The organism is Streptomyces sp. MI02-7b (assembly GCF_033793585.1).
In the GTDB taxonomy this organism is placed as follows: Bacteria; Actinomycetota; Actinomycetes; order Streptomycetales; family Streptomycetaceae; genus Actinacidiphila.
Map to the genome: position 1 here is coordinate 1 of NZ_JARAWX010000016.1, position 16,650 is coordinate 16,650.

The window sequence follows — 16,650 nt, forward strand, 5'->3', positions numbered from 1 at the left end:
CCGCGGCGGCGGCGGGCGCGGGTGCCACGGGCGGGGCGGGCGCGGAGACGCCGGCCGCGGACACGGCCCCGGCCCCCGCCCTGACGGCCGAGGACAAGACCACGGACACCATCCCGCTGCGCACGGTGACCCGGTGACGGAGCGGCCGGCGCCCGGCGCCAAGGCCGCCATCGTCTGCTCCGTCCTCGACCAGGGTGTCGCCGCGCTCACGAACATCCTCGTGCTCGTGGTCGCCGCCCGGCTGTCCAGCGCGGCCGGATTCTCGGTCTTCTCGATGGTCTACGCCGTCTTCTCCGTGCTGCTCGGCGTCAACGTCTCCTACGTCGGCCAGGCGCTGGTGCTGGAACGCGGCGAGGACTCCGCGGTGCGCGCCGCGTGCCGCTCGGCGGCCGGATTCGTCGCCGTCGCGTCGGCGGTCGTCGGCGTCACGATGGCGGCGGTCCTCGTCCTGGTACCGGGTACGACCGCACGGGCACTGGCGGTCCTCGGGCTGGTACTGCCCCTGGTCCTCACGCAGGACGGGCTGCGCTACTGCTTCTCCACCCTCCGCCTGCCGCATCTCGCCCTGGTCGGGGACGTGCTGCGGCTCGCCGTCGCGCTGCCCGCGCTCGCCCTGCAGCCGCACGGCGCCGGGCCCGCGCGCCTGGTGGCCGTGTGGGGGCTGTCGGCGGTGCCCGCCCTGCTCGCCGGCATCGCGCTGCTCGCGCCCCGGCTGCGCGGCGCGCCCTCGGACGTGCGGCGCTTCCTGCGCAAGGGGCACCTGGGGCGCCGCTTCGTGGTCGAGTACGGGGTCGGCAACGCCTCCAGCCAGCTCGCGGTCGTCGGACTCGGCCTGTTCGCCAGCCCGTTGGCGGTCGGCGCACTGCGCGGCACGACCACCCTCTTCGGGCCGATGAACGTGCTCTTCAACTCCGCCACCGCCTTCGGGCCGCCGCTGCTGGGCCGGGTACCCGGCATGCGCGGCCAGGTCCGGGCCACGGCCGTGCTCGCCGGGATCCTGGCCGCCGTCGCCGCCGTGTGGACGGCGGTACTGACGGCCCTGCCCGACCGGTTCGGCCGCCAGCTCCTCGGCGCCACCTGGCCGGCCGCGGAGGGCCTGCTCCCCGCCACCGGCACGCAGTACGCCGCCATCGCGGCGGGCACCAGCGCCCTGCTCACCCTGCGCGTCCTCCAGCCCCGCGCGACCCTGCCCATCCAGGTCGTCTTCTCCCTCGCCTCCATCGCCTTCATGGTCTGCGGCTACGCGCTGGCCGCCGTCCCCGGCGCGGCCTGGGGCCTCGCCCTCGGCTCCGCCCTCAAGGCCGCCGTCCTGTGGACCCGCGTCACCCTCGTCCGTCGCGCGCCCGCCACCGCGGGCCAGGACCCCCACCCCGAACCCACCCCAGCGGGCGCCTGACGCGCCGCGCGCCAACCGCGCCGGCCACGGAACGCGCCCGCCCCCGCGAAGGATGAGCATCGGCCCCATGACCTCCGACCGTGCCCTCGTACCCGACGACTTCGCCGTACCGGCGGAGCTGATCACCCCGCGGTTCCGTCTGGAACCCCTGGGACCCCGGCACAACGCCGCCGACCACGCCGCGTGGACCTCCAGCATCGAGCACATCCGTGCCACCCCGGGCTTCCAGGACCGGGGATGGCCTCCCGCGGAGGGGATGACCCTGGAGGCCAACCTCGTCGACCTGCGGCGTCACGCGGACGACTTCGCCCAGCGCCGTGGATTCACCTACACCGTCATCGAGACCGCCGGCGGGGAGGTGATCGGGTGCGTCTACATCTATCCCTCCCGCAGCGACGACCACGACACCGACGTCCGCTCCTGGGTCCGTGCCGACAGGGCCGAGCTGGACGCGCCCGTGCACGAGGCCGTCACGACCTGGCTGTCCGCGCACTGGCCCCTCGGGACCATCGACCACCACCCCCGCGGTTGACCTTCCCGGTCGGAGGCCAGGCCCCTGCTCAGCAGGTGATCGGCGGCGCTGTGGTCGATGCCCCGGTCGGCGCCAACCCGCACGGCTGCGAACGCGACGGCTCCCTCGAACTCCCCGCCTCCGCAGGGGCAACCGGACGCGGCCGGGTCCGCGTCCGCCCAGTGCTCCTCGATGTCCGCGATGACGGCACGGCCACCGCAACCGGGGCCGTCGCGTTCGGCTCCGCCCTCGACGCCGTCGCCGAGCACGCGGACCACGCGCCCGCCGCACACGCAGAAGGCGATCACCTGCGATCAGCGTGACCGCCCGTCCAGGACGCCGCAGCCCGGCCTCCTGGCCTCCTGGACGGGCCGGTGGCCCCGCACCCACGGCTCACGGCGCCTGGGGCGCCCCCGGTGCCGGGGCGAGACGGGGGAAGAGGGGGACGGGCACCGGGAGGGTGCCGTCGGGGGCGGGAGCGCACTGGGCGGAGATGCGGGACGCGGCGTGCGGGAGGAAGGGGGCGAGTTCGTCGCCGAGGGTGCGGCAGGCGTGGAGGAGGGCGGACAGGACCGCGTCGAGGCGCCGGCCCGCGGAGGCGTTGCGATGCCGGCGTTCGGCGCGGGCCAGTTCCCAGGGGCGGGTCTCGTCGATGCAGCGGTTGGCCTCGTCGACGATCCGCCACACAGCCGCGGCGGCGCCCCGGAAGTCGACCTCGTGCAGGGCCCGCGCGACGTCCGCCGCGGCGCCGTCGCAGGCCGCCCGCAGGTGCTCCGTACCGGGCTCCGGGACCCCGCCCCCGCCCGCGCCCGCGCCCGCGGGCACCGTGCCGCCGCGGAAGCGATGGACCATGGTGACCACCCGGTTGACGAGGTTGCCGAAGCCGCCCGCGAGGTCCGCGTCGGCGCGGGTCACGAGCCGTTCGCGGGTGAAGTCCGCGTCCCCGGTCCTGGGTACCTCGCGCAGCAGCCACCAGCGCACGGCGTCGGTGCCGTAGGCGGCGGTCAGTTCGACCGGGTCGACGGTCGTGCCCGCGGACTTGCTGATCTTCCGGCCGTCGACGGTGAGGTAGTCGTGGACCAGGATGTCCGTGGGCAGCGGCAGTCCGGCCGACAGCAGCATGGCCGGCCAGTAGACGGCGTGGAAGCGCAGCACGCCCTTGCCCACCAGGTGCACGCGGCGCCCTTCGCCGGCCCACCACCGTTCGTACTCCGGCGCCCCCGCGCCGTCCTCGCCGCCGTAGCCCAGGCTGGTGACGTAGTTGCCCAGCGCGTCCCACCACACGTAGACGACCTGGCCGGGGTCGCCGGGCACGGGGATGCCCCAGCCGCGGGCCCGGTGCTGCGAGCGGGAGACGGAGAAGTCGCGGAGCCCCCGGCCGAGGAGGGCGAGCACCTCGTTGCGGCGGGCGGCGGGCTCGATCCGCAGCCGGCCGTCCTCGATCAGCTCGCGCAGCACACCGGTCCAACGGGACAGCCGGAAGAACCAGTTCTCCTCCGCGACGGCCTGCGGCTCGGTGCCGTGCTCGGCGCAGCGCCCGTCGACGAGTTCGCCGGGCGTCCAGAACTGCTCGCAGCCCACGCAGTACAGGCCCTCGTAGTGCGTGCGGTACAGGTCGCCGGCCGCCGCGCAGCGGTGCCACAGCCGCTCCACGCCCGCGCGGTGCCGGGGGTCGCGGCTGGTGCGGATGAAGTCGTCGAGCGACAGCGCGAGCGGCCCGTCGAGCGCGGCGAAGGCGGCGGCGTTGCGGTCGACGAACTGCTGCACGGGGACGCCCTCGGCCTCCGCGGCGAGCACGTTCTTCAGGGAGTTGTCGTCCGTGCCGCTCAGGAAGCGCACCGGCTCCCCCGCACGGCGGTGGTGCCGGGCCAGCACGTCGGCCTGCACCAGTTCCAGCGCGAAGCCGAGGTGGGGGCGGGCGTTGACGTACGGAATGGTGGTCGTGACGTAGAACGGGGCCGGTGCGGGACCCGGGGAATGCGTGGTCATCGGAACCTCCTGCGAAAGGGGGCGGGGCTCCGACGCGCACAACAGCCGAGGCCCCGGTCCAGGGCCTCGGAAAACGCGACGCGTCCGACTCAGCAGCCCCGGCAGCGGGGCATCATGCGGCGGGACGAGGCAGTCGCGATCATGCCCCGATGGTAACGGAGCACCGGCCGGAGGTCGCCGCCTTTTCCGGCGGAACGGCCCTCAGCGCAGCTCGCGGAACCACTTCACCAGGAAGGCGGCCAGGTAGAGCGCGTACACCGCGAACAGCGCGGTGTAGGCGGCCAGGAAGACCCGTGGCGCGCCCAGGGTGAGGAAGAGCAGGCAGAAGACGCCGTAGTCGACGGGGAGCAGAGCGACCGCGCGCAGCCGGGACGGCGCGGGCGCGGCGGCCGCCGCACCGGAGGCGGGCGGCGCCTTGGGCTTCAGCTTGTCCGCCAGCAGGCCCCCGCAGAAGAGCAGGACCGCGGCGAGCTGGAAGCCCAGGGGAACCAGCAGCCAGCCGGCGGAGGGCAGTTCGAAGAAGCGGTAGAAGGAGACGAGCACCGCGGAGTGGACCGCGGTGATCTTGGCCGCGTCCACGACGTGGTCCAGCCACTCCCCCGCCGGGCTGCCCCGGCCCAGCAGGCGGGCCAGTTGACCGTCCGCGGAGTCGAAGGCGAAGCCGACGACCAGGCCCAGCCAGACCGCGACGGCCAGCGGCCAGGACGGCCCGGCCAGGGCGAGCGCGGCCACCGCGCCCAGGCTGAACGCCGCGCTGACCAGAGTGACCTGATTGGGCGTCAGCCCCACTCGGTAGGCTCCCGCGGCGAGCACCCGCCCGGTCGGCCGGTTGACGTACCGCGAGTAGAGCGACACGCCCTTGGCGGACTTCTGTGCGGTGCGCAGCTCGCGCAGCGCCCCGGCCATCGTCAGCGTCACGTATCCCCCCGCGCCATGCGTCATTCGTGCGCTTCACATCATGTCAGGGTCCGGTCGGATCAGGGGCCGGATGTCAGGTCACGCGGGTGAGCAGCAGGGCGATGTCGTCGCTGCGGGGCGCGGAGCTGCGGGCCTGCCCGACCAGGGCGTCGGCGAGCTCGTCCAGCGAGAGGTCGCCGGCGCGGTCGACGTGGTCGGCGAGGGCTGCGGTCGCCTCGTCGAGGTCGACGCCGCGGGCCTCGACCAAGCCGTCGGTGTACAGGACGAGCAGCGTGCCCGGCGGCAGCGGGATCTCGATCGTCGGGTAGCGCGCGTCGCGGTCGACGCCGAGCAGCGGCCCCGGCGGCACCCGCAGCAGCTCGGAGCCGCCGCCGGGACGCCGCAGGAGCACCGGCGGGTGACCCGCGGTGGCCAGGTGGGCGCGGTTCCGGGCCAGGTCGAGGTGGGCGTAGACGCAGCTGGTGAGCAGCCCGGGGTCGAGGTCGACCAGGAGGCGGTTGGAGCGGGCCAGGACTTCGCTGGGGGACGCCCCGGCGGTGGCGCGGACGGCGGTGCGGACCTCTCCCATCAGGGCGGCGGCGTTGACGTTGTGGCCCTGGACGTCGCCGATGGTCAGGGCGGTCATCTGCGCGCCCAGGCTGATGACGTCGTAGAAGTCGCCGCCGATGTCGATGCCCTGAGTGGCCGGTACGTAGCGGGCGGCCACGTCCAGGCCGGGGATCTCGGGCAGGGCCCGGGGCAGCAGGCGCGCCTGCAGGGTGATGGCGAGGTCGTGCTCGGCGTCGTAGAGCCGGGCGCGGTCCAGCGCCTGCGCGATCAGGCCGGCGATGGAGGTCAGGACGCTGCGTTCGCCCGGCGGGAAGGGGTGCGGCCGGTCGTAGGCGAGCACCATCGTGCCGACCGGGCGGCCGGAGGCGATCAGCGGCAGGAACGCCCAGGCGGCCTTGGTGTCGCGGACCTCGACGGCCGGGTAGAAGCGGCGCAGTTCCGCGACGGTGGCGAAGAAGCCGGGGACGCCGGTCCGCATGACCCGGACGGCGGGATGTCCCATGGTCAGCGGGGACATGTCCAGCTCCGCCATGAGCTCCTCGGTGTACCCGCGGTAGCCGATGATCCGCAGCCGGTCCCCCTCCGCGGTCAGCAGGGAGACGCCCTGCACCCCGAAAACGGCCAGCATCTGCTCCATGACCTGGTCGATGACGTCCTGCACGCCCACGGCCTCGGTGAGCGTCGCGGCCAGGTGCAGCAGGTGGTACAGCGCCACGGCACGATCCTTCGCGGCGGCCTCGGGCAGCCGCGCGGCCGGGGTGTCGGCGTCCACGGGAGCGGGCGCCGCGGTGACGCGGGCGCTGATGCCGGAGGGGTCCGGGTACAGCTCGAAGGACAGCCAGTGGTCGGGCGGCCGCAGCGTGGTGAGGGAGGACGGCCGCAGGCTGATCAGCGCGCCGCGGCAGCTGTCCTCGAAGAGCGGGTCGCCGAGCCACGGCAGGGCGTTCCAGGGCCGGGAGCCCAGGAGTACGGGGATCTCCGCCCCGAGCAGGCGGGCGGCGGCCCGGGTGACGAAGGTGAAGCGCCCGTCCAGGTCCAGCGCGAAGGACGCCTCCGGGAGCCGTTCGGCGAGGCCGGCCGCCGCCAGCGCCTCACCGGGCCCGTGGAGGCGCGCCCGCAGCGGGGAGAGCTTCCTGGGCTCGCGCTCCCAGGGCAGCGGGCACCCCTGGTCGGCGGCCTCCCGCAGCAGCACACCGATGCGGTGGCAGGTGGCCCGTACGGTGCTGCGCTCCCGCAGCGACAGCTGCGGGTCGCGGGCGCCGGGCAGGAAGAGCACGAGTCCGCCCCAGGACCTGCCGCCGGAGGTGATCGGGGCGGCGGCCAGCGCGAAATCGTAGGGGAGCACCAGGGCGAGCCGGGGGTAGGTCCGTGCGGTGTCCTCGGGGCCGCCGAGCCAGACCAGGCGGTCGTCGCGGACCGCGTCGGAGACGGGGGTGCGGTAGGCCATGGCTATGCGGGCCCACAGACCGGCGAACGACTGCGGACCGCCGACGAGCGTCGTCAGGCGCAGTGTCTCGTCGGCGGGGTCCAGCACGTAGAGCAACCCCATGGACGCGCCCGTCTCGCGCGTCACCTGGAGCAGTGGGGGGTCGATCAGCTCCGGGCCCGGACCCACGGCACCCATGCCGTCGGCGTCCGTGGCGACTCCGGCGGGGTTCCGCATGCTTTCCCCTTCCGGCTGCGGACCTCACCCCCCGAACAATCGAACCGCCCCCTTACTGACGATATTCCTCTTTTGCCAGGTCGGCGGCACCACACGGGCGCCGGGCTCACACGACCCCGAGCGCACGGGCGAACCGGGTCCCCACGGCCGCCCGCGGGGCGCTCCCGTCGCGCCAAAGACGGCAGGGGTGAACGGAGTTGGCGAGCAGCACCAGGAAGGAGTCGGTCGCCGGGTCGATCACCAGGCTGGTCCCGGTGAATCCGGTGTGCCCGGCCGCGCCGCGCCCGGCGAGGGCCCCCATGAACCATGCCGCGTCGGTCTCGAACCCGGGATAGCCGCGGTGGCCGGGACGGGGGCCGCCGGTGTCGAGCAGGGAGCGGCACAGCAGGGCCAGGTCCCAGGCCGTGGAGAACAGGCCCGCGTGGCCGGCGACGCCGCCCATGGCGTACGCGTTCTCGTCGTGCACGGAGCCGCGGAGCATGCCGCGGTCCAGCCGGCCCCAGGGGCGGCGCTGGTCCTCGGTGGCAGCAATGCGGGGGAGCCAGGAGGCGGGCGGGTTGTAGCGGGTGTCGTGCATGCCGAGGGGGCCGGTGATCTCCTCGCGCACCAGGGCGTCGACGGATTCCCCGGTCTCGCGTTCCAGGGCGTGCTGGAGGGCGATGAGGTTGAGGTCGGAGTAGATGCGCGTGCCACCCGGCGCGGCGACCGGCTCCTCCTCCCACAGCAGGCGGGCCCGGTCCCGCGCGTCGGCGTGGTCGTGGAAGGGGAGTTCGGGGCGGAGCCCGGAGGTGTGGTCGAGCAGTTGGCGCACGGTGATGCGCCGCTTGCCCGCGGCGGCGAACTCCGGCACGTAGGCGGCCACCTCGCGGTCCGGCTCCAGCCGGCGCACGGCGACGACGGCGGTGAACAGCTTGGTCAGCGACGCCAGGTCGAAGACCGTGTCGGGCCGCATCGGCACCCATTGCCCGCGGGGCAGTTCGACACCGCGGTCGGCCCGCTCGTCGTACCCGCGGTACCGCACCGCCCAGCCCACGGCCTCGTGCAGGGCGACGGTGCCGCCCCGCCCGGCGAGGACAACGGCCCCTGCGCACCACGGGTGCGCGGAGGCGGGCGAGGATTCCAGAAAGGGGGTGAGCTCCCCGACGAGCCGGTTCAACTCGTCCGCGCGCAGCTCCGCGTCAGGGCAGGTACCTCTCGACAGCCGCGGGGCCATGCTCCTCCAGCAACTTGCGGGCCTGTTCGAGCCGGGCCGGGGTCGGCTCGCGGCCGGAGGCCATGACCAGGTCCTCCGGATCGATCATGTGTTCGGACCCGGTGTGCAGGCAACTGTCCGCGGTCTTCCAGGCCCACTTGCTCTCGTCGATCGGCTCGGTCATCACTGCCTCCTGACTCGGCACGGCAATGATCGCAGGGATCACCGTGCATCCACAGTACGCCGCCAGGGGCGGCACAGCCCGACGAAACAGGCCGCCGCGGCCAGCACGCTGCCCAGCTGCACCAGGGCCATCGGCACGGCCGAGTCCTCGCCCGCGACGCCCACGAGCGGCGAGGCCACGGCGCCCACGAGGAAGGAGGTCGTGCCGAGCAGCGCGGAGGCGGAACCGGCCGCGTGCCGGGTGCGCATCAGCGCCAGGGCGTTGGTGTTGGGCATGACCAGGCCCATCGCCGACATCAGTACGAACAAGCCCGCCGCCACCGGCAGCAGCCCGGCCCTGCCGAACAGGCCGGAGGTCATCGCCAGCAGCGCAAGCGCGGCCAGCGTGATCACCACCAGCCCCACGGCGACCACCTTGTCCATGCTCACCCGCCCCACCAGCACCTTGCCGTTGACCTGACCCAGCGCGACCAGGCCGACCGAGTTGACGCCGAAGAGCAGGCTGTAGGTCTGCGCGGACGCCCCGTAGATCTCCTGCACCACGAAGGAGGAGGCCGAGACGTAGGCGAACAGGGCGGCGAAGGTGAAGCCGGCGGTGAGCATGTAGCCGGTGAACACCCGGTCGGCCAGCAGCCCGCGCATCGTGTGCAGGGTCTCCCCCAGGCCGCCGCGGTGCCGCCCGGCCGGGTCCAGGGTCTCCGGGAGGCAGCGCCACACCAGCAGGATCAGCAGCGCACCGACCACGGTGAGCACGACGAAGACCCCCCGCCAGTCGGTGATCCGCAGCACCTGGCCGCCGATGAGGGGGGCCACGATCGGGGCCACCCCGGAGATCAGCATCAGCGTGGAGAAGAAGCGGGCCATCGCGACCCCGTCGTACAGGTCACGGACCACGGCCCGCGCGATGACGATGCCAGCGGCGCCGGTCAGCCCCTGGAGCAGCCGGAACGCGATCAGCAGCCCGGCGCTCGGGGCGAACGCGCACACGGCGGTCGCCAGCACGTACAGGACCATGCCGGCCAGCAGCGGCCGACGGCGCCCCCAGCGGTCGCTCATCGGGCCGACGACCATCTGGCCGAGGGCCAGTCCGGCCAGGCACGCGGTCAAGGTCAGCTGCACCGTGACGGCCGGGCTCCGCAGCGCCTCCGTGACCTGCGGCAGCGCCGGCAGATACATGTCCATCGACAGCGCGGGAAGCGCGGTGAGGCCGCCGAGCACGAACGTCACCAGCAGTCCGGTACGGCCTCCTGGGCGCTCTGCGGCGCGTCGTACCGGGGTTGACGCCTCCGGTGTGGATATCTGGTCGGGCGGGATCGGGCCGGCTTCCGGCATCTGCGTCTCCGTGGTCGGTGAATCGTTCTCTATGCTCTCAGCCATCACAAGGTGGGTGAGACCAGGTGGGGGCAGATCCGTGAGTGATTCAGTCGGTGGTTTCGGCGGCGGTTCCGGCGGTGCTACCTCCGCCGGGTCCGGGCGCAGGATCCGGTGGGGCATCATCGCGACCGGCGGCATCGCGTCGGCGTTCGCGAGCGACCTGCGGGAGCTCAAGGACGACGCGGAGCTCGTCGCCGTCGGCTCGCGCAGTACCGGGGCGGCGCGCGCCTTCGCCGACCGCTTCGACGTACCCCGCGCGTACGGCAGCTGGACCGCGCTCGCCGACGACGAGGACGTGGACGTGGTGTACATCGCCACCCCGCACTCGGCGCACCGCGTCGCCGCGGGGCTGTGCCTGCGGGCCGGGCGGGCGGTGCTGTGCGAGAAGCCGCTCACCGTGAACGCGGTGGAGGCGCGCGAGCTGGCCGACCTCGCGCGCGGGCACGGCCGCTTCCTGATGGAGGCGATGTGGATGTACTGCAGCCCGGTGATCCGCCGGCTCACCGCGCTGGTGGCGGACGGGGCGATCGGCGAGGTCCGCGCGGTGCACGCGGACTTCGGCCTGGCCGGGCCCTTCGAGCCCGGCCACCGGCTGCGCGACCCGGCCCAGGCCGGCGGCGCCGTGCTCGACATGGGCGTCTACCCGGTGTCCTTCGCCCACCTGCTGCTCGGCGAACCGGACGAGGTCCAGGCCTGGGGGCACCTCACCCCCGAGGGCGTCGACGACGCCACCGGGATGGTGCTCGGCTACGACAGCGGCGCGATGGCGGTGCTGAGCTGCTCACTGGCGGCCGACACGGCCCGCACGGCGGTGGTGACCGGCACGACCGGACGGATCGAGTTCCCGCGCGGCTTCTTCTACCCCGAGCATTTCGTGCTGCACCGCGAGGGCAGCGAGCCGGAGGTCTTCGGCCCGCCGGCCGCCCCGGCGGGCGGGCGCCTGCACGGGCTGCAGTACGAGGCGATGGAGGTCATGCGCTGCCTGCGGGCGGGCGAGACCCAGTCGCCGCTGGTGCCCGTGGAGGGCAGCCTCGCCGTGATGCGGACCCTCGACACGGTCCGCGACCGCATCGGCGTCCGCTACCCCGGCGAGGCCTGAGCGACGGGGCCGCCGAGCGGCCCCGTCCGGCAGGTCTTCCGCCCGCCGCCCAGCCGCCCCGGCGGGGCGGCGACCGACGTCGCCGGCGACGTCAGGGCGCGGGACGCGCGTCCCCGCGCCTCCGGCCGCGGGAAGGCGGACGCACTCCCCGCACGCCGAGCCGGGCGCCCGTCGCAGCCCGAGGACGCCGAGGCACGGGACACACCCTCACCCCGCCCACACCCACCCGAAGCCCCCGGGGCGCCGGAACGAAACCCCCTCACCGCCGCGCCCGGCGTGCGAGCCACGCGCTGCCGCTGACCGGACGACGCAGCCTCGAAGAGGACATCGCCGGCACCGTGCCCGGACGGGCGAGCCGCCATCGCCGTCGGCGACCGGGAAGGGCGGCCTCCCGCCCGCCGCCCGCCGCTGTCGGAGAGCCGCTACGCGGCCCCGTGCGCCGGGGCGATGTCCTCGATGCGGCGGGCGAGGTCGAAGTCCTTGGCCGTGAGCCGGCCGCCGGCCGCGTGCGTGGTGACGGAGACGTCGACCGCGTTGTAACGCAGCGTCAGATCGCTGTGGTGATTGACCTCGTCCTGGATCTGCGCGATGTGCACCACGAATACCGCCCCCGGCAGATGCGGGAGCCGGTAGGTGCGCTGGAGGGTCGCGCCGTCGTCGGTCAGGGACCAGCCCGGCAGTTCGGCGAGGCGGTCCTCGATCTCCTTGTGCGACAGGGGTTCGGCGTAGGGCGGCATGTCGTCATGGTCGCACCGCCTACGCTGCGGGGCCATGGACGTGAACAAGGCCGTGGACAGGAAGATCGCCGTCGTCACCGGCGCCGGCTCGGGCATCGGGCGCGCGGTGGCGCACGAACTGTCGGCCGCCGGCTGGACGGTGGCGCTGGCGGGACGGCGCCAGGAGGCGCTACGGGAGACCGCGGCGGCGGCGGCCGGTGAGACCGCCGTCATCCCGACGGACGTCACCCGGCCGGAGGCCGTAGAGGCGTTGTTCGGCGCCGTCGCCGCGCGCTGGGGCCGGGTGGACCTGCTCTTCAACAACGCGGGGCGGGGCGCTCCCGCCGTCGGTCCGGACGAGCTGTCGTACGACGACTGGCGGGCGGTCGTGGACGTCAACCTGCACGGCGCCTTCCTCTGCGCGCGGGCCGCGTTCGCCGCGATGCGGGCCCAGGACCCGCAGGGCGGCCGGATCATCAACAACGGGTCCCTTTCCGCACACGTACCGCGTCCGCTGAGCATCGCGTACACCGCCACGAAGCACGCCGTGACCGGACTGACCAGGTCCCTGTCGCTGGACGGCCGCCCGTACCGGATCTCCTGCGGTCAGATCGACATCGGCAACGCCGCGACCGACATGACCGAACGCATGGCGGACGGAATCCTGCAGGCGAACGGCACCCTCGTGCCCGAACCACGCATGGACGTGATCGACGTGGCGCGCACGGTCGTGCACATGGCATCTCTGCCGCCGGAGGCGAACGTGCAGTTCGCGACGGTGATGGCGTCGGCGATGCCGTACATCGGACGCGGCTGAGCCTGGCAGAGAACGACCAATTCGCCTATGGAATCGGTCAAGTGCGAAATACGTCCCATAGGACCGCTTGCGTCGCGTTACGTTGCGGCATGCTCTCCAAGCACCACCGTGACGTATGGTCAGAACCACCGCCCGTGGACGATCCGGAGGCCGGCGCCGGGATCGACGATCCCGAGACCGAGCTCATATCGCTGCCCGGCCCGGTGTTCGTCGACTCCAGCGGGCGACGGGCCCGTGTGGTCCGCAGGGCCGGCTGGGCGATCGGGGCCGCCTGCTCGCTCTACACGGCCGCCCTCGTACTCAGCCTCTCCGGCGCGACGCCGATCGCGCCGAAGACGCTGTTGCCACTGCCGGGAGTACCGAGCACGGCGCCGGACGACGGCGGCTCCTCTGGGACGGGAGAAGTCGACGTACCGGCCGACCAGGCCGCTCCCCCGGCACCGGCAGGGCTGTTCCGGGCGGGGACGGACCCGGCTCCGTCCCCGTCCGGCGGCGCCCGGCCGCGGGCGAGCGCCTCCCCCAGTCCGCGCACCACGCCCACCGGCCGCGCCACCGGCAGCACCGGCGGCACCGGCCCCAAAGCCAGCACCTCGCCCACACCGCGCACCACCAGGACCGCCCCGCCCGCGGCGTCGCCGACGCCCAGCGCCTCGGTGAGCCAGTCGGCCGGCCCGTCGGCCTCGTCGTCGCCGCAGCCCTCCGGCTCCTCCGCGCCCGGCCCCGAGGTACCGCCCGCCGGCGGCTCCGACCAGCAACCGCAGGGTGGCTAGGTGATACCCCTGCGGCCCCGGCTCGTCATTCCCGTCCTCGCCCTCGTCGTGCTCGTCTGCGTGCTGCTGCTCGGCGGCTACGTGCGCGGCGACTTCGAGGCCGACCACCGGGTGCACCCGCCGGTGGCCACGGACAAGGTCCCCGAGGCGGTGCTGGACGGCGGTCCGGTGGTGGACTCCACCGGCGACCGCACGCGCTCCTACCGCACGCCGGACCACACCATCGCCCTCACCTTCGACGACGGACCGGACCCGGTCTGGACGCCGGAGGTGCTCGACGTGCTGCGGCGGCAGAAGGTGCACGCCACCTTCTTCGTCACCGGCAGCAACGCCGCCCGCCACCCGGACCTGATCCGCCGGATGGTGCACGAGGGGCACGAGATCGGCGTGCACACCTTCGCCCACCCGGACCTGGTGTACCAGTCCCCGGGCCGGGTCGACCGCGAGCTGTCGCAGACGCAGCTGGCGCTCGCGGGGGCGGCCGGTATCCACAGCTCGCTGTTCCGCCCGCCGTACTCCTCCACCGCCGACGCCCTGGACGACCTGTCGTGGCCGGTCGTCCAGCAGGTCGGCCGCAAGGGCTACGTCACCGCTTTCATCGACCAGGACGCCGAGGACTGGCGCCGGCCCGGCGTCCAGGCGATCGTCGACGGCTCCCTGCCCAAGAAGCCGGGCAAGGGCGCGATCGTGCTGATGCACGACGCGGGCGGCGACCGCTCGCAGACGGTGGCGGCGCTGGACCGGCTGATCCCGCTGCTCAAGGAGCGCGGCTACCGCTTCGAGACGGTCGGCGAGGCGGTCGGCGCCAGCTCCACCAACCACCCGGTCGGCGGGGCGGAGTTGTGGCAGGGACGGATCTTCGTGGCCGCTGTCGAGCTGTCCGAGGCGGCCGTGCCGGCGCTCGCCGTCCTGCTGGCCGCCGTGGGCGTGCTCGTCCTGGCGCGGTTCGCCGCGATGCTGCTGCTGGCCCGCCGGCACGCCCGGCAGCGCCGCAGGCGCGGCTTCCGCTGGGGGCCGGCCGTCACCGAACCGGTCAGCGTCATCGTCCCGGCGTACAACGAGAAGGAGTGCATCGCCCACACGGTCAACTCGCTCGCGGCCGGGGAGCATCCGATCGAGATCGTGGTCGTCGACGACGGGTCGAGCGACGGCACCGCCGACATCGTGGAGGCCATGGGCCTGCCCGACGTCACGGTGGTGCGGCAGCCCAACGGCGGCAAGCCGGCCGCGCTCAACAACGGCGTCGCGCACGCCCGGCACGACCTGATCGTGATGATGGACGGCGACACGGTCTTCGAGCCGGCCACCGTCCGCGAACTCGTCCAGCCCTTCGCCGACCCCCGGGTCGGCGCGGTCGCCGGCAACGCCAAGGTCGGCAACCGCAACCGGATGATCGGCCGCTGGCAGCACATCGAGTACGTGATGGGCTTCAACCTCGACCGCCGCATGTACGACCTGATGCGCTGCATGCCGACCATCCCCGGCGCCTGCGGGGCCTTCCGGCGCGACGCGCTGCGCGACGTGGGCGGCATGAGCGACGAGACCCTCGCCGAGGACACCGACGTCACCATGGCCCTGCACCGGGCCGGCTGGCACGTCGTCTACGCGGAGCGGGCCCGCGCCTGGACCGAGGCCCCCTCCACGGTGCGGCAGTTGTGGAAGCAGCGCTACCGCTGGAGCTACGGCACCATGCAGGCGATGTGGAAGCACCGCGGGGCGGTGCTGGACCGCGGGCACTCGGGCCGGTTCGGCCGGGTCGGACTGCCGCTGGTGGTGCTCTTCCAGGTGCTCGCCCCGCTGCTGGCGCCGCTGATCGACGTCTTCGCGGTGTACGGGCTGGTGTTCATGGATCCGTTTCGCACCGCGGTCGCGTGGGCCGCGGTGCTGGGTGTGCAGGCCGCGTGCGCCGCGTACGCGTTCCGGCTCGACGGCGAGCGGCTGCGGGACCTGTGGCCGCTGCCGCTCCAGCAGGTGCTGTACCGGCAGTTGATGTACCTGGTGCTGCTGCAGTCGTGCATCACCGCGATCAACGGCGGCCGGCTCGGCTGGCACAAACTGCGGCGCACCGGCGAGGTCGGCACCCCGCCCGTGGCCGCCGGGACCCAGCGGTGACAGTGCGTCCGCCCGCCCACCCCTTCCCGGAGGACCCCATGCACGTCCACGACCCCCGCGGCGTCCGCCCGACGGGACCGGTGCCGGTGCCCGGCCCCGGGGGCGGGCGGCGGCGCGCCCGCGTCGCGGCGGACCACGGCGCCACCGTCACCGTCGACGCGCCGGAGCGGGACGCCGCGGTCGCGCCGCCGACCCGGGCCGACGCGGGCTCCGGCGCCGCGGCGGGTCCGTCCGCGGGAGGCGGCGGGGGCCGGGACCGCTACCTCGACCTGCTCCGGGCGCTGGCCCTGGTCCGGGTGGTGGTCTTCCACACCTTCAACTGGGCGTGGCTGACCTTCGCCTTCCCGTCCATCGGCGTGATGTTCGCGCTCGCCGGCTCGCTGATGGCCCACTCGCTCAAACGGCCGGCGGGATCGGTGCTGCGCAGCAGGGCACGGCGGCTGCTCGTGCCGTACTGGCTCTTCGCGTCGGTCGTCGTGGGCGCGATGCTCGTGCACGGCTGGCACATCCGCTCCTGGCCGCGGATGCTGCTGTGGATCCTGCCGCTGGCGGATCCGCCGCGTATCGCGTGGGCCGAGCAGATGACGGACCCGCTGTGGTACATCCGCACCTACCTGTGGCTGGTCCTGCTCTCCCCGTGGCTGCTGAAGGCCTTCCGTGCCGCGCCGAAGGCGTGCCTGGCCGCGTGCGGGCTGCTGGTCGTCCTGGCCCAGTACGACAGGCTCCCGCTGACCGAGCCAGCGCTCACCCCGGCCGTCGACCTGGCGACCTTCGCGGCCTGCTGGCTGCTCGGCTTCGCACACCGGGACGGCCGGCTGGACGCGCTGCGGGCCCGTACCGTCCTGGGCCTGGCCGCGCTGTGCCTGGCCGCGGGCGGCTGGTTCGCCCTCACACACCCCACCGACGAGGGCTTCGACCTCGGCGAGATCCCGCTCGCGCAGGCGCTGTGGTCGGTCGGCTTCGTCCTGGTGCTGCTCCGCTTCCGCCCGCGCCGGCTGAGCCGCGTCCCGGTGGCGGACGGATTGGTGGGGCTGCTCAACGCCCGTGCGGTGACGGTCTACCTGTGGCACGAGGTCGCGCTGTTCCTCAGCGTCCCGCTGATCGACCGCATGTGGGACGTGCCCTTCTTCGAGGCCCATCTGCCGCTGGACGCCACCTGGTTCCAGTTCGTCATGGCCTGGCCGCTGATCGGCGCGGCCATCGTGCTGACCGGCTGGGCCGAGGACGTCGCCGCCCGGCGCAGACCGCACCCGTGGCCGACCGGCGGCGGAGGGCGCCGCGACCGCGCACGCGCCCGCCGTCGCATGTGAAGGTTCCGTGCGCTGATCGCGCACAGCCTGTGTACGCTAACCGTTCGTATT

The 16,650-nt window shown here is 74.0% G+C and carries 15 protein-coding genes; 8 read left to right on the top strand and 7 right to left on the bottom strand.

Features of this window, described 5'->3' with window-relative positions:
- Positions 1–133 precede the first annotated feature (133 nt).
- The 3 genes from PV364_RS24855 to PV364_RS24865 all read left to right on the top strand — a co-directional run bounded on the left by PV364_RS24855 (position 134) and on the right by PV364_RS24865 (position 2,230).
- Positions 134–1,396: a hypothetical protein gene (locus PV364_RS24855; protein WP_319662499.1), complete on the top strand. Its 1,263-nt coding sequence runs from the start codon at positions 134–136 to the stop codon at positions 1,394–1,396.
- 67 nt (positions 1,397–1,463) lie between these two features.
- Positions 1,464–1,928, top strand: a complete 465-nt coding sequence (locus PV364_RS24860; protein WP_319662500.1) for an N-acetyltransferase — start codon at positions 1,464–1,466, stop codon at positions 1,926–1,928.
- A 35-nt stretch (positions 1,929–1,963) separates the two neighbouring features.
- Positions 1,964–2,230 carry a hypothetical protein gene (locus tag PV364_RS24865; protein ID WP_319662501.1) on the top strand — a complete coding sequence of 89 codons (267 nt, stop codon included), beginning with the start codon at positions 1,964–1,966 and terminating at the stop codon, positions 2,228–2,230.
- Positions 2,231–2,300: 70 nt separating this feature from the next.
- On the opposite strand, the gene PV364_RS24870 is transcribed toward PV364_RS24865, so the two are convergent.
- From PV364_RS24870 to PV364_RS24895, 6 genes are all read right to left on the bottom strand, one after another.
- The gene (locus PV364_RS24870) at positions 2,301–3,896 is read right to left on the bottom strand and encodes a methionine--tRNA ligase (protein WP_319662502.1); all 1,596 of its coding nucleotides are present in this window, start codon (positions 3,894–3,896) and stop codon (positions 2,301–2,303) included.
- Between the two features lie 201 nt (positions 3,897–4,097).
- Positions 4,098–4,838 carry a CDP-alcohol phosphatidyltransferase family protein gene (locus PV364_RS24875; RefSeq protein ID WP_319662503.1) on the bottom strand — a complete coding sequence of 247 codons (741 nt, stop codon included), beginning with the start codon at positions 4,836–4,838 and terminating at the stop codon, positions 4,098–4,100.
- Positions 4,839–4,887: 49 nt separating this feature from the next.
- On the bottom strand, positions 4,888–7,026 hold the full coding sequence (locus tag PV364_RS24880; RefSeq protein WP_319662504.1) for a SpoIIE family protein phosphatase: 2,139 nt from the start codon (positions 7,024–7,026) through the stop codon (positions 4,888–4,890).
- A 106-nt stretch (positions 7,027–7,132) separates the two neighbouring features.
- Positions 7,133–8,239 carry a serine hydrolase domain-containing protein gene (locus tag PV364_RS24885; protein ID WP_415924602.1) on the bottom strand — a complete coding sequence of 369 codons (1,107 nt, stop codon included), beginning with the start codon at positions 8,237–8,239 and terminating at the stop codon, positions 7,133–7,135.
- Positions 8,205–8,402 (bottom strand): hypothetical protein, encoded by a 198-nt coding sequence (locus tag PV364_RS24890; protein ID WP_319662505.1) that lies wholly within the window; start codon positions 8,400–8,402, stop codon positions 8,205–8,207. Before PV364_RS24890 ends, PV364_RS24885 begins: the two co-directional genes overlap by 35 nt.
- Before the next feature lie 38 nt (positions 8,403–8,440).
- Positions 8,441–9,733, bottom strand: a complete 1,293-nt coding sequence (locus PV364_RS24895) for a multidrug effflux MFS transporter (protein ID WP_415924604.1) — start codon at positions 9,731–9,733, stop codon at positions 8,441–8,443.
- Positions 9,734–9,881: 148 nt separating this feature from the next.
- On the opposite strand from PV364_RS24895, the gene PV364_RS24900 reads away from it, so the two are divergent.
- Entirely contained in the window at positions 9,882–10,874 is a 993-nt protein-coding gene (locus tag PV364_RS24900; RefSeq protein WP_319662699.1) for a Gfo/Idh/MocA family oxidoreductase, read from the top strand.
- A gap of 422 nt (positions 10,875–11,296) precedes the next feature.
- Here PV364_RS24900 and PV364_RS24905 read toward each other — a convergent pair whose 3' ends face one another.
- Entirely contained in the window at positions 11,297–11,611 is a 315-nt protein-coding gene (locus PV364_RS24905) for a 4a-hydroxytetrahydrobiopterin dehydratase (RefSeq protein WP_319662507.1), read from the bottom strand.
- Between PV364_RS24905 and PV364_RS24910 the strand changes: the two genes are divergently transcribed.
- The 4 genes from PV364_RS24910 to PV364_RS24925 all read left to right on the top strand — a co-directional run bounded on the left by PV364_RS24910 (position 11,610) and on the right by PV364_RS24925 (position 16,599).
- Entirely contained in the window at positions 11,610–12,407 is a 798-nt protein-coding gene (locus tag PV364_RS24910; RefSeq protein ID WP_401977205.1) for an SDR family oxidoreductase, read from the top strand. The genes PV364_RS24905 and PV364_RS24910 overlap by 2 nt on opposite strands.
- A 134-nt stretch (positions 12,408–12,541) precedes the next feature.
- Positions 12,542–13,177, top strand: coding sequence for a hypothetical protein (locus PV364_RS24915; RefSeq protein ID WP_319662509.1), 636 nt, complete (start codon positions 12,542–12,544; stop codon positions 13,175–13,177).
- The gene (locus tag PV364_RS24920) at positions 13,178–15,289 is read left to right on the top strand and encodes a bifunctional polysaccharide deacetylase/glycosyltransferase family 2 protein (protein WP_319662510.1); all 2,112 of its coding nucleotides are present in this window, start codon (positions 13,178–13,180) and stop codon (positions 15,287–15,289) included.
- The gene (locus PV364_RS24925) at positions 15,286–16,599 is read left to right on the top strand and encodes an acyltransferase (protein WP_319662511.1); all 1,314 of its coding nucleotides are present in this window, start codon (positions 15,286–15,288) and stop codon (positions 16,597–16,599) included. The genes PV364_RS24920 and PV364_RS24925 overlap by 4 nt, the downstream gene beginning before the upstream one ends.
- The last annotated feature ends 51 nt before the right edge of the window (positions 16,600–16,650 follow it).

Coding starts and splice junctions, on each gene's coding strand:
- PV364_RS24875 (WP_319662503.1), bottom strand. CDS start 4,838: ATGACGCATGGCGCGGGGGGATACGTGACGCTGACGATGGCCGGGGCG.
- PV364_RS24890 (WP_319662505.1), bottom strand. CDS start 8,402: ATGACCGAGCCGATCGACGAGAGCAAGTGGGCCTGGAAGACCGCGGAC.
- PV364_RS24885 (WP_415924602.1), bottom strand. CDS start 8,239: ATGGCCCCGCGGCTGTCGAGAGGTACCTGCCCTGACGCGGAGCTGCGC.
- PV364_RS24895 (WP_415924604.1), bottom strand. CDS start 9,733: ATGCCGGAAGCCGGCCCGATCCCGCCCGACCAGATATCCACACCGGAG.
- PV364_RS24860 (WP_319662500.1), top strand. CDS start 1,464: ATGACCTCCGACCGTGCCCTCGTACCCGACGACTTCGCCGTACCGGCG.
- PV364_RS24910 (WP_401977205.1), top strand. CDS start 11,610: ATGTCGTCATGGTCGCACCGCCTACGCTGCGGGGCCATGGACGTGAAC.
- PV364_RS24905 (WP_319662507.1), bottom strand. CDS start 11,611: ATGCCGCCCTACGCCGAACCCCTGTCGCACAAGGAGATCGAGGACCGC.
- PV364_RS24870 (WP_319662502.1), bottom strand. CDS start 3,896: ATGACCACGCATTCCCCGGGTCCCGCACCGGCCCCGTTCTACGTCACG.
- PV364_RS24880 (WP_319662504.1), bottom strand. CDS start 7,026: ATGCGGAACCCCGCCGGAGTCGCCACGGACGCCGACGGCATGGGTGCC.